At 62.3% G+C, this 13,548-nt stretch carries 12 protein-coding genes; 3 read left to right on the top strand and 9 right to left on the bottom strand.

Annotated features, from left to right (window positions below; all coding sequences use genetic code 11):
- Window positions 1-62 precede the first annotated feature (62 nt).
- Window positions 63-650 carry a GNAT family N-acetyltransferase gene (locus PYR71_RS21060; protein WP_183914807.1) on the top strand — a complete coding sequence of 196 codons (588 nt, stop codon included), beginning with the start codon at window positions 63-65 and terminating at the stop codon, window positions 648-650.
- Here PYR71_RS21060 and PYR71_RS21055 read toward each other — a convergent pair.
- Together PYR71_RS21055 and PYR71_RS21050 are read right to left on the bottom strand one after the other, a co-directional pair.
- Entirely contained in the window at window positions 625-1,293 is a 669-nt protein-coding gene (locus tag PYR71_RS21055) for a hypothetical protein (RefSeq protein WP_416340301.1), read from the bottom strand. The genes PYR71_RS21060 and PYR71_RS21055 overlap by 26 nt on opposite strands.
- Window positions 1,294-1,295: 2 nt before the next feature.
- Window positions 1,296-1,604 carry a DUF3572 domain-containing protein gene (locus tag PYR71_RS21050; RefSeq protein ID WP_183914805.1) on the bottom strand — a complete coding sequence of 103 codons (309 nt, stop codon included), beginning with the start codon at window positions 1,602-1,604 and terminating at the stop codon, window positions 1,296-1,298.
- A 133-nt stretch (window positions 1,605-1,737) separates the two neighbouring features.
- Between PYR71_RS21050 and PYR71_RS21045 the strand changes: the two genes are divergently transcribed.
- The gene (locus PYR71_RS21045; protein WP_003547430.1) at window positions 1,738-2,109 is read left to right on the top strand and encodes a response regulator; all 372 of its coding nucleotides are present in this window, start codon (window positions 1,738-1,740) and stop codon (window positions 2,107-2,109) included.
- 18 nt (window positions 2,110-2,127) lie between these two features.
- A complete protein-coding gene (locus PYR71_RS21040; protein ID WP_275620709.1) occupies window positions 2,128-3,501 on the top strand; it encodes a PleD family two-component system response regulator in 1,374 nt (457 codons plus the stop codon).
- A gap of 749 nt (window positions 3,502-4,250) precedes the next feature.
- On the opposite strand, the gene rpmG is transcribed toward PYR71_RS21040, so the two are convergent.
- The 7 genes from rpmG to plsY all read right to left on the bottom strand — a co-directional run bounded on the left by rpmG (window position 4,251) and on the right by plsY (window position 13,509).
- The gene (gene rpmG, locus PYR71_RS21035) at window positions 4,251-4,418 is read right to left on the bottom strand and encodes a 50S ribosomal protein L33 (protein ID WP_003587245.1); all 168 of its coding nucleotides are present in this window, start codon (window positions 4,416-4,418) and stop codon (window positions 4,251-4,253) included.
- Between the two features lie 93 nt (window positions 4,419-4,511).
- A complete protein-coding gene (locus PYR71_RS21030) occupies window positions 4,512-5,696 on the bottom strand; it encodes an MFS transporter (protein WP_183914801.1) in 1,185 nt (394 codons plus the stop codon).
- A gap of 256 nt (window positions 5,697-5,952) precedes the next feature.
- The gene (locus tag PYR71_RS21025; RefSeq protein ID WP_183914799.1) at window positions 5,953-6,405 is read right to left on the bottom strand and encodes a DUF983 domain-containing protein; all 453 of its coding nucleotides are present in this window, start codon (window positions 6,403-6,405) and stop codon (window positions 5,953-5,955) included.
- Between the two features lie 63 nt (window positions 6,406-6,468).
- Window positions 6,469-8,841, bottom strand: coding sequence for a ribonuclease R (gene rnr / locus PYR71_RS21020; protein WP_275620708.1), 2,373 nt, complete (start codon window positions 8,839-8,841; stop codon window positions 6,469-6,471).
- 1 nt (window position 8,842) lies between these two features.
- The gene (gene topA, locus PYR71_RS21015; RefSeq protein ID WP_275620707.1) at window positions 8,843-11,497 is read right to left on the bottom strand and encodes a type I DNA topoisomerase; all 2,655 of its coding nucleotides are present in this window, start codon (window positions 11,495-11,497) and stop codon (window positions 8,843-8,845) included.
- A 249-nt stretch (window positions 11,498-11,746) separates the two neighbouring features.
- Window positions 11,747-12,889, bottom strand: coding sequence for a DNA-processing protein DprA (gene dprA, locus PYR71_RS21010; protein WP_275620706.1), 1,143 nt, complete (start codon window positions 12,887-12,889; stop codon window positions 11,747-11,749).
- Window positions 12,889-13,509 (bottom strand): glycerol-3-phosphate 1-O-acyltransferase PlsY, encoded by a 621-nt coding sequence (gene plsY / locus PYR71_RS21005; RefSeq protein WP_275620705.1) that lies wholly within the window; start codon window positions 13,507-13,509, stop codon window positions 12,889-12,891. Before plsY ends, dprA begins: the two co-directional genes overlap by 1 nt.
- Window positions 13,510-13,548: the final 39 nt, after the last annotated feature.

Raw genomic sequence — 13,548 nt, 5'->3', positions numbered from 1 at the left:
GTTGAACGTTGCGACACTACGCCTTAAGCTGACGAGTCTCAAGAGCAGGGGGAGCTTTGCCTTTGGATAACGATCTTCGTTTCGAGCCGGTGACGGCGGAACGCTGGTGCGACTTCGAAACCCTGTTCGGGCCGCAGGGCGCTTTCTACAATTGCTGGTGCGTGGCGCTGCGTCTGCCGCATGCGGCGAGGACGAAGATGACCGGGAACGAGCGCAAGGCGCATATGCAGGAGCGGATCGATGCGGGGCCGCCGCCGGGCATCCTCGGTTATGCCGATGGCGCGCCAGTCGCCTGGGTGCAGGTCGGGCCACGCCACGACGTGCCGCAGTTCAACTCGCCGCGCACCGTTTCTCGGCCGCTGGAGGAGGGCGATGCGCATGATCCGTTGATCTGGGCCGTCAGTTGCTTCTTCCTGCTGCCCAGGCTGCGCGGCAAGGGAATGAGCCATCGGCTGCTCGCCGGCGCGATCGATCACGCAAGGCGCCAGGGCGCAAGGCTGCTGGAGGCATGTCCGATCGACCACGTGAAGCAGTCGAAATCCGTGACGCTCTGCATCGGCTCGACGGCGATCTTTGCTGCGGCCGGCTTCGAGACTGTGGCAAGGCGCAAGGACGGACGGCCGCTCATGCGGCTGGAGTTGTGCGCCTGAACGTGCCGGAACGGAAATGCGCCTCGATCAGCTCAGCGGCATGCGTCCAGTCGATGGCGCGGGTGATGTCGTCGGGGGCTGGCGGCGCGAAACGATGGACCGGTGAATCCGGCATCAGATGAATGAGCAGGCAATCGGCCACGTGTTCCCTGACGGAATCCAGATTGTGCGCCATATCATCGATGAAAACGACGGGATAGGAGCGGCTGGCATGCAGCGCGTGGACGATCGGCCCCTTGGCCTGCTCAGTGGCAAGCAGCGGAAAGGCCAGCCCGGCGCTGTCCAGCAGGCGGCGGCGCTGATCCTGGAACCGTGGCGGCATCGCCGTCAGGAAAAGGATATCGGCCGCCTGCGAAAGCCGGCCGAGCGTTTCGACGACGTGGTCGACCGGCGTCTGCCACAGTTCCTGCGTTTCGAAAAACTCTTCGATCAGCCGGCTCACCTGGTTGCCCTCGATCTCCGCACCGTCCGCGGTCGAGACGATGTTGCCGTGCAGCCGGAACGATCGCGGCAGGAACGCATGACCCAGGCTTTGAAGAAAAAGCTGGAACGGATCGATGAACTGCAGCACCACATCGTCGACGTCACAAACGATCAGCGGCCGCTCGCCGAGGCGGATATGCGAAATATCGAGGTCGGTCACGCTCAGTATTCCCCGGAATCGAGACCCGGCGAGGAGAAATGCCGCCAGGCGGCGGTCACCGTCTCCGGGCTGAGGCCGCTCGCCGCGCAGAAGGCCATTGCCGTCGGTTCGTGGTTCATCAGGAAATCCATCATGCCGGCGAGGAAGCCGGGATCGTTGACGGCGCCGCGCACCTGTTCCGGCGCCACGCCGGTGAGCGCGAGGAAGCGGCCGAACATGTCGGGATCGCCGGCAAGCCAGCCGAGCACGGCGATCGCCGTCTCGTGCGGGTCGGCCGCCAGTTGTTTCGAAGTCTTGAAGTTGCTTTGCATTTCGAGGGGTAAGTTACCTTTTCTTCAACCAAATACCGTTAGCGTGCGCTATCGGTTTCACGGAGCTCTTCATCCGCATGTGTCTTGATCATGGGACGAACCGTTTCGCGAACGGACGTAGGGACAGCTTGTCATGCCCAAACAGGTGATGATTGTAGAAGATAACGAGCTCAACATGAAGCTCTTTCGCGACCTCATCGAGGCGTCCGGCTATACTACGATCCAGACGCGAAACGGCATGGAGGCGCTCGATCTGGCGCGCAAGCATCGCCCCGACCTGATCCTCATGGATATCCAGCTTCCCGAGGTCTCCGGCCTGGAAGTCACCAAATGGCTGAAAGAAGACGATGAGCTGCACGTGATTCCCGTCATCGCCGTCACGGCTTTCGCAATGAAGGGCGACGAGGAGCGGATCCGCCAGGGCGGCTGCGAGGCCTATGTTTCCAAGCCGATCTCGGTTCCGAAATTCATCGAGACGATCAAGACCTATCTGGGCGATGCCTGACGCATCGGAAAGACGCTTATGACTGCGCGAATACTGGTGGTTGACGATATTCCGGCCAACGTGAAGCTGCTCGAAGCGCGGCTGCTCGCGGAGTATTTCGACGTGATGACCGCCGCCGACGGCCACGAGGCGCTGGCAATCTGCGAGCGCAATCAGGTCGATCTGATCCTGCTCGACATCATGATGCCCGGCATCGATGGTTTCGAGGTCTGCGAGCGGCTGAAGGCCAGCAAGAAGACCGCCCATATCCCCGTTGTCATGGTCACCGCGCTCGACCAGCCGGCCGACCGCGTGCGTGGCCTGAAGGCCGGCGCCGACGATTTCCTCACCAAACCGGTCAATGATCTGCAGCTGATCTCCCGGGTAAAGAGCCTGCTGCGGCTGAAAACGTTGAGCGATGAGCTGCGCATCCGCGCCGACACCGCCCATACGATGGGCATGGGTGATCTGATGCGAACAGGCGAGGGCCGCGCCGACGAGGCCGGCCAGGTGCTGCTGGTCGATGGCCGCGCCAATTCGCAGGAACGCATCGTCAGGGCGCTGAAGCCCGTCGCCGATGTGCTCGCCCTCTCCGATCCGCAGGCAGCTCTTTTCGAAGCAGCCGAGAACGTCTTCGACCTCGTCATCGTCAACGCCAATTTCGACGATTACGATCCGCTTCGCCTCTGCTCGCAACTGCGGTCGCTGGAGCGCACACGCTTCCTGCCGATCCTGATCATCACCGAGCAGGGGGCTGATGAGATGGTCGTGCGCGCCCTCGATCTCGGCGTCAACGATTACATCATCCGTCCGGTCGATCCGAACGAGCTGGTCGCCCGCAGCCTGACGCAGATCCGTCGCAAGCGCTATAACGACCGTTTGCGCGCCAGCGTCAAGCAGACGATCGAGCTTGCCGTGACCGACCCCCTGACCGGCCTTTACAACAGGCGCTATCTCGACAATCACCTGAGCGTGCTCTTCAATCGCTCGATGGCGCGGGGCCGTCCGCTTTCGGTGCTGATCACCGATATCGACCGTTTCAAGCAGGTGAACGACACTTATGGCCATGACGGCGGCGACGAAGTCCTGCGCGAATTCGCAAACCGCGTCCGTTCGACCATTCGCGGCGCCGATCTCGCCTGCCGCTACGGCGGGGAAGAGTTCGTTGTCGCCATGCCGGACACATCGCCGGAAGTGGCTGCCGTTGTCGCCGAGCGCTTGCGCGCTGCGGTCGAGAGTGCCCCTTTCATGCTGAAGCACTCCGGAGAAGCGCTGAAAGTCACCGCTTCCTTCGGCATCGCCTCGCGGATGGGCTCGGTGCTGACTCCGGACCAGCTGATGAAGCAGGCCGATCTTGCTCTTTACGAGGCCAAGAATACCGGCCGCAATCGTGTGGTTGCCGCGGCTGCCTGACGAATCACCCGCACGCTTTACGGCCATTTGCGGGTTTTCCACTGCCGTAAGCGAATTATTACCGATTTGTAAGCTTCGCCCACGCGACGCGGCCCTAAAAATTTGCAACTCAATGGCCCAAAAATGGACTCCAGGCGTTGCTGTGGATAACTGCGGCGTGCGACAGTTTCCGGAATGCCGGGCGGCGCTCGGAATGAAATGGGGACTATAAAAGAATGTCTGCTGACAAGAGCGTCAAATAGAGTGCGGCGGCGTCACCTCACGTAAGGGGAAGGGCGGCTTAAGTTATTAAGTTATATTGTCGAATATCTTCTAGGCGTTCGGCACTAGGCTTCTGAGGCAAGCAGAGGAGTCAAATCTTTGTGTGTGCCAAAACTGGACTTTTAACCATAGAATCAAGCTGAGAAAATTCATCATTAAGAATTTGTTGATTTTCTTTCATTTCTGCGCAAATTATCGGCTTCATAACAGAAGCGCTCCCATGGAGGAGCTGTCCGATACCCCATGATGCTCAGGTCCGCCGCATCTCCTGGGTCGTGGGGTCGGTCGGCTGGTAGGCAAGTCATAACGGTTCCTCGTGCCGTTTTGCATGCTGGCCGACCCCCTTTCAGGAAAACGCCGTCACTTCCCGAAAATGGAAGGGCGGCGTTTCTTGTTTGCGCTATCATCTCTCAAACGCAATCGTTCCGGACAATAAAAAACGCGCAACCCGAGAGCGCGCGCTTTTTGAAATCCGTTAGGCCAAGTGATTACTTGATCTTGGTTTCCTTGAACTCGACATGCTTCTTAGCAATCGGGTCATACTTCGTCTTCGTCATCTTGTCCGTCATCGTACGGCTGTTCTTCGTCGTGACGTAGAAGAAACCGGTGTCGGCTGTCGACAGCAGCTTGATCTTGATTGTTGTAGCCTTGGCCATGGTCGTCCTGCCTTTAAGAAAATGAAAGCCGTGGAAGCCGGATCGGGCTCCACGGCAAATTCTGGCGCGAAACTACGAATCCCGCCCGAAAAGTCAAGTCCGTTTTCGAATGAACATCAATCTGATGCCGGAAAGCATGGCGTAAAAGCCGAAGAAGGCGGCAATCGCCCAGGCGAAACCGTTATTTCCGGCGACATCGATCGCTGCGCCGATCGCCTGCGGCCCGGCCACGGTTCCCATCGCATAACAGAAGACGAAGGCGGCATTGGCCGCCGCTAGATCGGAACCGGTCAGACGCGAGCCGAGATGGCTGAGGCCGACCGTATAGAGGCCGGAGACACAGCCGCCCCAGAAAAGCAGGAGTCCGGCCATCAGCAGCCAGTTGTCGACCAGCAACGGCAGCATCATCGAGCCGGTGAAGCCCATCAGCGCCATGCCGGCGAGAAGCGGCCGCTTGTCGGGGATGCGGTCGGAAAGCAGGCCGAGCGGGATCTGAAAGATGACGTTGCCGACGCCCATCATGGTCAGCAGAAGTGCGGCCTGCGATTCGGTAAAATGGGCGCGCACGGCAAAGATCGGGAAAAGCGACAGCCCGCCGGCTTCCACGGCGCCGAAGATGAAAACCGCCGCGGTCGCCGTCGGAACCAGGAAAACGTAGCGCATGAAATGCAGCTCCGGCTTTTCTTCCAGGATCGGGCTCTCGTAGCGGGCGATGTAGATCGGAATGGCGGCAAGCAGGATGGCGCCAGCGCCGACCAGGAAGGGGAAGATGCCATCGCTGCCGAGTAACGAAAACAGCAGCGGCCCGGCAGCAAAGCCCAGCGAAAGCACGGTCGCATAAATGCCGAGAACGAAGCCGCGCTTGGACGGTGGCGAGGCGGCATTGATCCAGAATTCGGAGAGGATGAACAGCGTCGTCGTTGCGCCGTGGAAGGCGAAACGCAGCGGAAACCACATCCAGAAATCCTGGGCATAATAGAAACCGAGCGCACTGAGCGCCGAAATCAGCACAGCCCACAGCATTGTCGGTGCAACACCGTATGTATGGGCGAGCTTGGTGGTAACAGGCGCGGCGGCCATCGCCGCGATGCCTGCCATCGCGGTATTGAGCCCGATCAGGGTCGATGAGATGCCGCGTTTTTCGAGGATGATGCTGAGCAGCGGAAGTCCGAGACCGATTGCGATGCCGACGGCTGATATGGACGAGATGGCTGCCACCAGAGAAGGCCAATGGATTTCTTCGACGTCGCCCGGTGTGCCGTTTCTCGGCTGAGACATTTATCCATCCTTAGAAAGCTTCGCGAGCGAATCGGCCGGTCGCTTCGCATAGAAAGACACGGACGTGCCAAATCCTGGTGACGAGCAGCGTTTCGCAGTATTTCCGATGTGAGTGACCGCCTGCAGAATGTAAAGCCTGTTCAGACAAGAAAAGCTTACCATGTCAAGTCGTTGAGGATCGACGACGCCCGCGTGTCGGTAGTGGTCGGTGGAGGGCAGCCACTACACGTTAAATATGTCTGGAAGGTGAAGGTATTCAATCCGGCCGCCGGGAAAGGTCGTAATCATCGGGGCCATCGCTCTCCCCACCGAAACCGTGCATGCGCAGCGCCCATTGCAGGCCGATGACGCCGCCTTTGATCGGCTGGATCGAGGCAAGCGCGGTGACGATGGTGATCGGCGCCCAGATGGCGAGATGAACCCAAACCGGCAGAACGAAAGCCATGTCGGTCAACATGTAACCACCGACGAGGACATGGCCGAGGACGAGGATGACGATATAGGGCGGCAGATCGTCGGCGCGATGATGATGCATCGCCTCGCCGCAGGCAGCGCAGTGATCGACCGGTTTCAGGAAAGCGCGAAAGAGCTTGCCTTCGCCGCAGGCCGGACAGCGGTTCATCAGCCCGCGCAGAATCGAGCGCCGGAGCGGACGTTCGTTCTCGGGCGTGCCCCCGTAGCGGACCGTCGGATCGGTCTGTGTGCCCATCGCATGTTCCTTTTCAGCCCGAAAGCGTAGGGCTCCCGAATCAGGCTCGATGCTGGAGATGCATTAACGCCGTCCGCGCGGCGGCCTCGTGCCGGGCTTTTTGCGGACCTCGCCTCTGTCGCGGCGGCCGGCCTTGTGGAAGGAGCGCACCGCGGTCGGCATCTCGCGCCCCTCGCTCAGCATTTCGAAACGCAACGCGCCGGCAAGCGGGATCGCCTCGGCAAGCTTCACGGTAACGCTGTCGCCGAGCCGATAGCCGAGCCCCGTGCGTTCACCCGAGAGCGCTTGATGCGCCTCGTCATAGATGAAATAGTCGCTGCCGAGCGTCGATATGGGGACGAAACCATCGGCGCCATAGTCCGGCAGAACGATGAAAAGCCCGGATTTCGTCACCCCCGAGACACGGCCGGCAAATTCCTCGCCGACCCGGGTGCTCAAGTGATGGGCGATCAGCCGGTCGATGGTCTCGCGCTCGGCCGCCATCGCCCGGCGCTCGAAGGTCGAAATTTCGGCGGCGATATCGTCGAGAGCGGCTTCTTCGTCCGGCGTGATGCCGCCCTCGCCGAAGCCGAGCGAGCCGACGAGAGCGCGATGCACGATGAGATCGGCGTAGCGGCGAATCGGTGAGGTGAAGTGGGCGTACTTCATCAGGTTGAGGCCGAAATGTCCGATATTCTCAGGGCTGTAGATCGCCTGGCTCTGCGAGCGCAGCACCATCTCGTTGACCATGGTCTGGTGCGCCGTGCCCTCGGCCTTTGCCAGAATGCCGTTGAAGCTATTGGCGCGCACGTTGCCGCCTTTGGCGAGCGAGATGCCGAGGGTCGCCAGGAACTCGCGCAGGACTTCCTGCTTGGCCAGCGTCGGGCCGTCATGGATGCGGTAGACCAGGGCCTGGCGCTTCTTTTCCAGCGTCTCGGCGGCGGCGACGTTCGCCTGGATCATCATCTCCTCGATCAGCTTGTGCGCGTCGAGCCGCGGCGGCACGAAGACACGATCGACCGTGCCGTCGGGCTTCAGCAGGATCTTGCGCTCCGGCATGTCGAGTTCCAGCGGCTGACGCCGGTCGCGTCCGCGTTTCATCACCTCATAGGCGTGCCAGAGCGGCTTCAGGATCGGCTCGAGCATCGGTCCGGTCTTGTCATCGGGCTTGCCGTCAATCGCCGCTTGCGCCTGCTGGTAGGAAAGCTTGGCGGCGCTCTTCATCATGATGCGATGAAATGTATGGCCGATCTTGCGGCCTTCGCCGGAGAAGCTCATGCGCACCGCAAGCGCCGGGCGGTCGACGCCTTCCTTCAGCGAGCAGAGATCGTTGGAGATTCGCTCCGGCAGCATAGGCACGACCCGATCCGGGAAATAGACCGAGTTGCCGCGCTTCAGCGCCTCGCGGTCGAGCGGCGAATTGGGCCTGACATACCAGGAGACGTCGGCGATCGCGACGGTGACGATGACGCCGCCGGGATTGTCGGGGGAGGGGTCGCGCTCGGCATAGACGGCGTCGTCATGATCCTTGGCGTCGGCCGGATCGATGGTGATCAGCGGCACGTCGCGCCAGTCCTCACGATGCGACATCGTCGCCGGTTTTGCCGCTTCCGCCTCGGCCATGACGGCGGGGGGAAAGACATGCGGGATGCCATGGGCATGGATGGCGATCATCGAGATCGCCTTTTCCGAGCCGACGGAGCCGACGACGGACAGAACCTTTGCGCGCGGCAGGCCGAAGCGGCCGAGCCGGGCGATTTCGACCTCGACCAGGTCGCCATCCGCGGCACCGCCGGTGAAATCGGGATCGATCACCATCTCCTCGCCGCGCCGCTCGATCGGCAGCAGCCGCCCGCCGCCGCCGGGCGCGGTGCGGAAAACCCCCATCGAGGCGCCGCGGCGCCTGTCGATCACCTTGATGATGCGCGCCGTATAGGCCGGCCCGCCGCGATCGACGGCCGGGAAGATCTTTGCCAGGATACGGTCGCCGAGGCCGGCGACGGGCGCCTTGCCCTTGCCCTGGCGGCCTGCCGGCGATTGCTGGCGGATAGCGACGGCAGGGGCGACACCCTGCTCCTCCGGCCATTCCGCCGGCCGGCCGATGAGATCGCCGTCCTTGTCGCGCGTGGTGATATCGAGAACGGTGACGGGCGGAAGGGCGCCGGGACGGATGAGCGACTTGCGGCTCTTCTGCAGCATGCCCTCCTGTTCGAGCTCCTGCAGCAGATGCTTGAGCTCGACGCGGCTGTCGCCCTTCAGCCCGAAAGCCTTGGCGAGTTCACGCTTCGAGGCCTTCTGCGGATGATCGGCGATGAAGCGCAGGATTACCTCGCGCGAGGGCAGCGCGCCGTGGACGATGTTCAGCGGCTCGACGGCGGGAGCATCCTTGCCGGCGCGGCCGATCTTGCCCGGGCGTTTGCCCGCGAGGTTCGTTCTTTCGCGCGGTGTCCTGCTCACTTCAGCCCTTTTTCGATTTCGCCGGCGCTTTCGCCTTCGTTGCCTTCGGCTTGGCGGCCGTCTTGGTGGTCTTGGCTTCGGCCGCAGTTGCCTTCGGCTTGGCTTTTGCCCTTGCCGGCTTTACGGCGGGGGCCTTGCCGGCCTTTTCAGTGATCAGCGCCAGCGCTTCCTCGACGGTGATAGCCTGCGGATCCTTGCCCTTCGGCAGGGTCGCGTTGACCTTGCCCCAGTTGACATAGGGGCCGTATTTGCCGTCACGAACGGTGATGGCGCCGCCGTCTGGATGATCACCGAGCGTCTTCAGCGCCGCCGGCGTGCCACGGGCACCTCGGCCTGGCGCCTTGTTCGCCTTTTCGGCGATGACGGTCACGGCGCGGTTGAGGCCGACCGAGAACACGTCCTCGACGGTTTCCAGATTGGCGTAGGAACCATCATGCAGGAGGAATGGCCCGTAACGGCCGATGCCTGATGAAATCATCTTGCCGGTTTCGGGATGTTTGCCGATATCGCGCGGCAGCGAAATCAGCGCCATCGCCTTTTCATAATCGATATCCTCGGGCTTCCAGCCTTTCGGTAGCGAAGCGCGTTTGGCCTCCTTGCCGTCGCCGCGCTGGATATAGGGGCCGAAGCGGCCCGAACGCAGCGTCAGTTCTTCGCCGGTCGTCGGATCGGTGCCGAGGTTCTTAGGCTCGTTGAGGGCGGCCCCTTCCGCTTCTCCGCCGTTTTCGGAGGAGAGTTGGCGGGTATAGTTGCATTCCGGATAGTTCGAGCAGCCGACGAAGGCGCCGTATTTGCCAAGCTTCAGCGACAGGTTGCCTGTGCCGCAAACCTGGCAGATCCTGGGGTCGCTGCCATCCTCGCGCTTCGGGAAGACCAGAGGCGCCAGCGCCTCGTTCAGCGAATCGAGCACGTTGGTGACGCGCAATTCCTTGGTGTCCTCGATCTGCGCGAAGAAATCCTTCCAGAAATCGCGCAGCACCTGCTTCCAGTTCAACTCGCCGGCCGAAATCCGGTCGAGCTTTTCCTCGAGGTCGGCGGTGAAGTCGTATTCGACATATTTGGTGAAGAAGCTCTCGAGGAAGGCGGTCACCAGCCGGCCCTTGGCCTGCGGGATCAGCTTGCGCTTGTCGATCGTCACATAGTCGCGGTCGCGCAGCGTCGCCAGCGTCGCCGCATAGGTGGAGGGCCGACCGATGCCGAGCTCTTCCATCTTCTTGATCAGCGAGGCTTCCGAATAACGCGGCGGCGGTTCCGTGAAATGCTGCGTCGAATTGATCTTCTGCTTGGTGAGCGTCTCGCGCGCATTGATCTCCGGCAGACGGCCATCCTCGTCGCCGTCGTCGCTCTGCTCCCCGTCCTCCTTCTGGTCGGTATAGGCGGCGATGAAGCCGTCGAAGCGGATGACCGAGCCGACGGCGCGCAGGCCGGCCTTCTCACCCTTGTTGTCGGCGGTGATTTCAGCCGTCGTGCGCTCGATCTCGGCGGATGCCATCTGGCTGGCGATGCCGCGCTTCCAGATCAGCTCGTAGAGCCGGATCTGATCGGCGTCGAGGAATTTGCGCAGACGATCGGGCGAGCGGTAGAAATCGGTCGGACGGATCGCCTCGTGCGCCTCCTGGGCGTTTTTCGCCTTGGTCGAATAGAAGCGCGCCTTCTCAGGCAGATAGCGTTCGCCGAACTGGTCGAGGATGGCGCGCCGCGCAGCGTCGATCGCCTCGGGCGCCATCTGCACGCCGTCGGTTCGCATATAGGTGATGAGACCGGCCGTCTCGCCGCCGATATCGACGCCTTCATAGAGCTTCTGGGCGATCTGCATGGTGCGCGAGGCGGAGAAGCCGAGATTGGAGGAGGCGGCCTGCTGCAGTGTCGAGGTCGTAAACGGCGGTCCCGGGTTGCGCTTGACCGGCTTCGCCTCGACCGTGTCGACGATATAGCTCGCGCCTTCGAGCAATGCCTTCAGGCGGCCGGCATCTTCGCCGTTGCTGATGGCGCGCGGCGGCAGCCGTTTGCCGTTCGCCGAAACCAGCCTTGCCTCGAACTCGTCGCCGCGCGGCGTCTTCAGAAGTGCGGAGAGATTCCAATATTCTTCCGAAATGAAGCGCTCGATCTCGGATTCACGGTCGCAGACCAGACGAAGCGCCACCGACTGGACGCGTCCGGCCGAACGCGCGCCGGGCAGCTTGCGCCATAGGACAGGCGAAAGATTGAAGCCAACGAGATAGTCGAGCGCGCGGCGCGCCAGATAGGCGTCGACCAGGGGCACGTCGATGTCGCGCGGGTCGGCCATCGCGTCGAGCACCGCCTTCTTGGTGATCGCGTTGAAGACGACGCGCTTGACCGACTTGCCGTTCAGCACCCGCTTCTTGTTCAGCATGTCGAGCACGTGCCAGGAAATCGCTTCGCCTTCGCGATCCGGGTCGGTCGCCAGAAACAGACCGTCGGAGGATTTCACTGCGTCGGCAATGTCCTTCATCCGCTTGGCCGAGGCCCCATCGACCTCCCAGAGCATTTCGAAATCCTGATCGGGGAGGACCGAGCCATCCTTGGCAGGCAGATCGCGCACATGGCCGAAGGAGGCGAGCACTTTGTATCCCGAACCCAGATACTTGTTGATCGTCTTGGCCTTGGCAGGCGATTCCACCACTACAACATTCATGATGATTCTCTAAAAAAGACTCCGCGCCGGCGTGGAAGCCAGCGCAACACGCAACGCAACTTGGATACTGGCCCTCCGACATGGACAGGGAAATCGCTGTGGTCAAGGGGTTTGCTACAATTTTACTTCTTGCGTACGGTGCAAGCGAGGGAAGATCGTGCGTTGAATACAATTTCAGATGGCGCGCCTGTTGAATTCGACACGCGGCTCCTGCAACTCCCGAGGCGGCTCTCTTATATCGCGCGAAGCTCAATCGGAAAGCGAAACGAGGCCGCCCTGATGCCGATGCAGCCTGCCTGATATGTCGAATTCCAGAAGAATGAGATAGACGGCGGATGCCGGAAGGCCGGTGTGGCGGATGACGTCGTCGATCTCGACCGGCGTCGGTCCGAGCGCATCGATGATGCGCATCCGGTCTGAATCGCCGGGCGGCATCGTTATTGGCTTGCTCTCGCCTGCCGGCTCCTCCGCCCTCGACGAGGGGAACAGCTCGAGCTGCGCCAGCGGCGCCAGGGCCCCGATAACATCGGCAGGTTCGGTAACGATCGAAGCGCCGTCCTTCAGCAGGCCGTTGGTGCCGTGACAGCGCGGATCGAGCGGTGAGCCGGGCACGGCAAACACCAGGCGGCCGAACTCGCCGGCAAGGCGTGCGGTGATCAGTGAGCCCGAGCGCGTCGCCGCTTCGACGACCACGAGACCGAGCGCGATGCCGGCTATCAGCCGGTTCCGGCGCGGAAAATCGCGGGCGCGGGGCTCCCAGCCGAACGGCATTTCGCTGATCGCCAAGCCGTTGCCGCCGGCGATCTCCTCGATGAGGCCGAGATTCTCCGGCGGGTAGGGCTTGTCGAGGCCGCCGGCAAGGGCCGCGATCGTGCCGGTCTCGAGGCTTGCCCGGTGCGCTGCCGTGTCGATGCCGCGCGCCAGGCCGGAAACCACGGTGTAACCCGCCCGGCCGCAGTCGCGCGCCACCATCGCCGCGAATTTAGCGCCGGCAATGGAGGCGTTGCGCGAACCGACGATGCCGACGGCCGGCCGCTTGGCGGCCGCAAGCGCGCCCTTGACGGCAAGCAGCGGCGGCGCGCCGTCGATCTGTTTGAGCGCCTGCGGATAGTCCGGCTCGCCGATGCCGACAAAGCGGGCGCCGAAACGATGCGCCGCCTCCAGTTCCCGATGCGCCTCGGCCTCGCTGGCGATGCGGATTGCCCGCGTTGCGCCGCCGCGCGCCGAAAGCTCCGGCAGCGCCGCGAGTGCCACCTCGGCCGAACCGAAATGATTGATGAGGTCGCGAAAGGTCGCAGGGCCGACATTGTCGGAACGGATCAGGCGCAGCCAGGCAATCCTCTGCCTTTCGCTCAGCACCGTGCCTTTTGATCCCGCGCTCGGCGCGTCCATTATCCCTTCGCCCCGATCTTGCTTTCCGTCCCGCCCATCAGCCGGGAGATATTGGCCCTATGTTTCCAGTAGGAGATGATAGTCATGAGGGCCATGACCGCCGCCACCTTTTCATTGCCGAGGATCAACAGGGCAACCGGAATGACGAGCATGGCGACGAGCGCCGATAGCGAGGAGTAGCGGGTGGTCACGGCAACCGCCAGCCAGACGGCGGCGAAGAGCACGACCATGATCGGTGCGACGCCGAGAAGGGTGCCGATATAGGTGGCGACGCCCTTGCCGCCCTTGAAGCCGATCCAGACCGGGAAAAGATGGCCGACGAAGGCGAAGAAGCCGGCGATGATCGCGGCCTGTTCACCAAGGAAATAGCCGACGATCCAGGCTGCCGCCGATGCCTTCAGCGCATCGAGCAACAGCGTCGCCGCGGCGAGCTTCCGGTTTCCGGTTCTCAGCACATTGGTTGCGCCGATATTGCCGGAGCCGATGCTGCGCACATCGCCGAGGCCGGCCGCGCGCGTGAGGATCAGACCGAAAGGAATGGAGCCGAGGAGATAGCCGATGACGGCGGCGGCAAGTGCGATCGGCAGCGTGATCTGCCATGACATGAGATTGGATAACATATGCCCCCTCGGCCCTCCGATGGCCTGTCCTCAGTCCAG

This window comes from Rhizobium mulingense (assembly GCF_029194105.1).
In the GTDB taxonomy this organism is placed as follows: domain Bacteria; phylum Pseudomonadota; class Alphaproteobacteria; order Rhizobiales; family Rhizobiaceae; genus Rhizobium; species Rhizobium mulingense.
The sequence above is the reverse complement of the archived record's forward strand: the minus strand, read 5'-3'. Positions and strand labels throughout refer to the sequence as shown.